General features: G+C 72.5%; 5 protein-coding genes. All 5 read right to left on the reverse strand.

Annotated elements, in window-relative coordinates:
- Window positions 1-93: 93 nt before the first annotated feature.
- Complete coding sequence (locus CA237_RS19220; protein ID WP_066690112.1) at window positions 94-474, reverse strand: DUF3168 domain-containing protein; 381 nt, start codon at window positions 472-474, stop codon at window positions 94-96.
- Window positions 471-674 carry a hypothetical protein gene (locus CA237_RS19225; protein WP_126015295.1) on the reverse strand — a complete coding sequence of 68 codons (204 nt, stop codon included), beginning with the start codon at window positions 672-674 and terminating at the stop codon, window positions 471-473. The genes CA237_RS19220 and CA237_RS19225 overlap by 4 nt, the downstream gene beginning before the upstream one ends.
- Entirely contained in the window at window positions 671-1,165 is a 495-nt protein-coding gene (locus tag CA237_RS19830; RefSeq protein ID WP_164523935.1) for a hypothetical protein, read from the reverse strand. The genes CA237_RS19225 and CA237_RS19830 overlap by 4 nt, the downstream gene beginning before the upstream one ends.
- A 176-nt stretch (window positions 1,166-1,341) precedes the next feature.
- Complete coding sequence (locus tag CA237_RS19235) at window positions 1,342-2,310, reverse strand: phage major capsid protein (protein WP_241215564.1); 969 nt, start codon at window positions 2,308-2,310, stop codon at window positions 1,342-1,344.
- A 140-nt stretch (window positions 2,311-2,450) separates the two neighbouring features.
- Window positions 2,451-2,768: HK97 family phage prohead protease (locus tag CA237_RS19240; RefSeq protein WP_126015301.1), on the reverse strand; the 318-nt coding region annotated here is incomplete at its 5' end.

Below are 2,768 nucleotides of genomic sequence, written 5' to 3' on the forward strand. Positions count from 1 at the left end.
CCATTGGGCCGCCCCCTGACCCCTCCAACATTCCCTCTCCCACCGGGAGAGGGAGGGAGCGGCGCAGCCGCGGAAGGGTGAGGGCGCCCCCCTTCACCCCGCCAGCATCCGCACCCGAAACTCCAGCGCCCCGACCCAGCCGTCGCCCTCGCGCAGCACCCGGCTGCGCACGAACGACAGGCTCACCACCCGCCACCCCGCCAACCCGGCGGGTGCAGACAACACCGCCACCTCCGCCGCCGCCGCCAGGTCGCGCAACCGCACCGGCACCTCGCCGCCGTCGAACAGCTGCACGACCACCCGCCCCTCGCGCCCGGCGGCATCCTTGGTGCCCCAGTCGGTCAGCACCGGCGTATCGACGACGACATAGGGCCGGCTGCTACGCACCGGCGGCGCATCGAACACGCTCGCCATGGTCAGCACCGCCCGCAGCCGCGCGACCAGCATCGCCTGCAACAACGTCCCCGCGATCATCGCCCCCACCCCGCCACAGCCTGCAGCCGGGGATCGCTGACCGTCCGCCGCACAAGGCTCCGCCCCGACAGCACCACGCCATCGCCGACGACCTCCGCCGCGACCCCCGGCACCTCCTCCGCCGCCGCAGCCACCCGCTCACGCACCACCACCGCCCGCCGCTCGCCCAGTGCTTCCGCCCGCTCCAGCGCCCGGATCATCGCCGCGCCCCCGCCAGTTGCATCCGCCGCCACGGCCGCCACAGCGCCCCCACCGCCGCCGGAGGTGCCGCCGCCGCCGTGCGCGCATCGAACAGATGCGCGACCAGCAGCACGATCCCCTGCGCCACCGGCGGCGGCACCGCGCTCCACTCCGCCGCCAGCCCCGCGACGAAGCGCAACGGCCCCGCCGCCGCCATCCGCACCCATCCGGTGCCCGCCGCATCAATATCGATCGCCATGATCGGCGCGACCGCCGTGATCGCGGTGACCGGCGCGACCGGCAGCGGTCGCCACTCGTTCGACGCCGCCATCATCGCCTCGTGCGGCCGGGCGATGATGGCGCTGCCGGTATAGGCTTCGGCCAGCGCCAGCGCGCTTTCCGCCAGCCGGTCGATCACCATGTCCTCCGCGGTCCCGGTGATCCGCAGATGGTCGCGCGCCGCCACGCGCACCCCCGCGATCACCGCCGCCGGAAAGGGCGCTGCGCTCATGTGTTTCTCCTTGGGTTTGCCGCCTCACGGCGGATGCGGCACCGGCCCACTCCCCCACCCGGCCACCCATCAAGGATACGCTGTGGGTGGCCGGGTGGGGGAGTGGGCCGGTGCCGCCGCAATCCAGCTGCGCTGGATTGCCAACAAAACGGGCGGGGTTCCCCCGCCCCACCAGATTACGCCGCGATCTTCAGCAGCTTGATCGCCTCCGAATTCATCACCGCCCCGCCGACGCGCTTGGTGGCGTAGAAATGGACGAACGGCTTGTTCGAATAGGGATCGCGCAGGATCTGCGTCTCGGCCCGCTCGGCGATCAGGTAGCCCGCCTTGAAATTGCCGAACGCGATCGGCAGGTTGCCCGCCGCAATGTCGGGCATGTCCTCCGCCTCGACCACCGGATAGCCGAGCAGCGTGTTCGCCTGCCCCTCGGCAAGACCCGGCGTCCACAGCAGCGCGCCGTCCGCCGTCTTGAACTTGCGGATGCGCGCCGCGGTCTGCGCGTTCATCACCCAGCACGCCCCCTGCCGGTACGCGCCGCGCAAGGCATGGACCAGGTCGATCAGCCGGTTCTCCGGATCGCTCCCGAAATCCGCCGCCGCACCGCTGGGCAGATGCTGCAACGTCCCGAAGGCACGGACCGCATCGCCGGTCGTGGCGGTCGGATAGGTCAGGAACCCGCGCGGCCGCCCGGCCCCGCTGCCGTTGACGAACGCCTGCCCCTCGGCTCGGGCGAACTCGCCGGCGATCTCGCCCGCCAGCCACACCTCGACGTCGAACGCGGCATCGTCCAGCATCGCCTGGCTCGCCGCCGGATTGGCGTACAGCTCGCCCATCGGCGGGGCGATCTCGTTGAAGGTCGGCGTCGCCGTCTCCGGCCGCGCCCCGCCCTCGCTCGCCCAGCCCGAGGGCGTCGCCCCGCTCGTCACCAGCTTGCGATACCCCGCCGACCCGACGCTCACCACCTGCGCGATGGCGCGGATCGGGCTGGCGCTCTTCAGTGTCGCGCCGATCATCGCATCGATCTCGCGCGGCACCGCATAGCCGCCCGCCGCATCCGACGTCCCCGCCACCGCCTTCGTCTCGACGGTCATCCCGCTCCTCACGAACGCGCCGAAGCCGCCGCCCTGCACCTCGGCACTCAGCATCGGCCGGCTGCCGCCCGCCGCCACACCCGAAAAGCTCCCCGCCAGCGTCTCGATCGTCATACTCGTCGTCCCCATGAAAAAAGGGGCGCCGCGACCCGCGACACCCCCGTTGTGGAAAAGTTTGTGAAGCGCGCGACCCGTCACCCGTCCTCGACCGCATGGATGCGCGCCAGCACCTGCATCGGCTGCGCGACCACGCTCACCTCGATCAGCTCGGCGGCGGCGATCGTCCGCCACGCCCCCTGCCGCACCGACCGTGCCCGATAGCCGAACGACAGCCCGTCGACCGCCCCGGCCCGCACCAGCCGCGCCGCCTCTCCGCCATCGATACGAGCGATCACCCGCAGCCCGCGCGCATCCTCGCCCAGCCACTCGACGGTCCCGATCGGATCGCCCCGGTGCTGCCACAGCAAAGGCACCGCCCCCGCCGCCACCAGCGCCCCCGGCAACACCACATC

Origin of the sequence: Sphingomonas sp. ABOLH, from assembly GCF_003951715.1 — a bacterium.
GTDB classification, from domain to species: domain Bacteria; phylum Pseudomonadota; class Alphaproteobacteria; order Sphingomonadales; family Sphingomonadaceae; genus Sphingomonas; species Sphingomonas hankookensis_A.

What these genes read in the sequence shown, in the direction of transcription:
- CA237_RS19220 (WP_066690112.1), bottom strand. Translation starts at nt 474, where the DNA reads ATGATCGCGGGGACGTTGTTGCAGGCGATGCTGGTCGCGCGGCTGCGG.
- CA237_RS19225 (WP_126015295.1), bottom strand. Translation starts at nt 674, where the DNA reads ATGATCCGGGCGCTGGAGCGGGCGGAAGCACTGGGCGAGCGGCGGGCG.
- CA237_RS19830 (WP_164523935.1), bottom strand. Translation starts at nt 1,165, where the DNA reads ATGAGCGCAGCGCCCTTTCCGGCGGCGGTGATCGCGGGGGTGCGCGTG.
- CA237_RS19235 (WP_241215564.1), bottom strand. Translation starts at nt 2,310, where the DNA reads ATGCTGAGTGCCGAGGTGCAGGGCGGCGGCTTCGGCGCGTTCGTGAGG.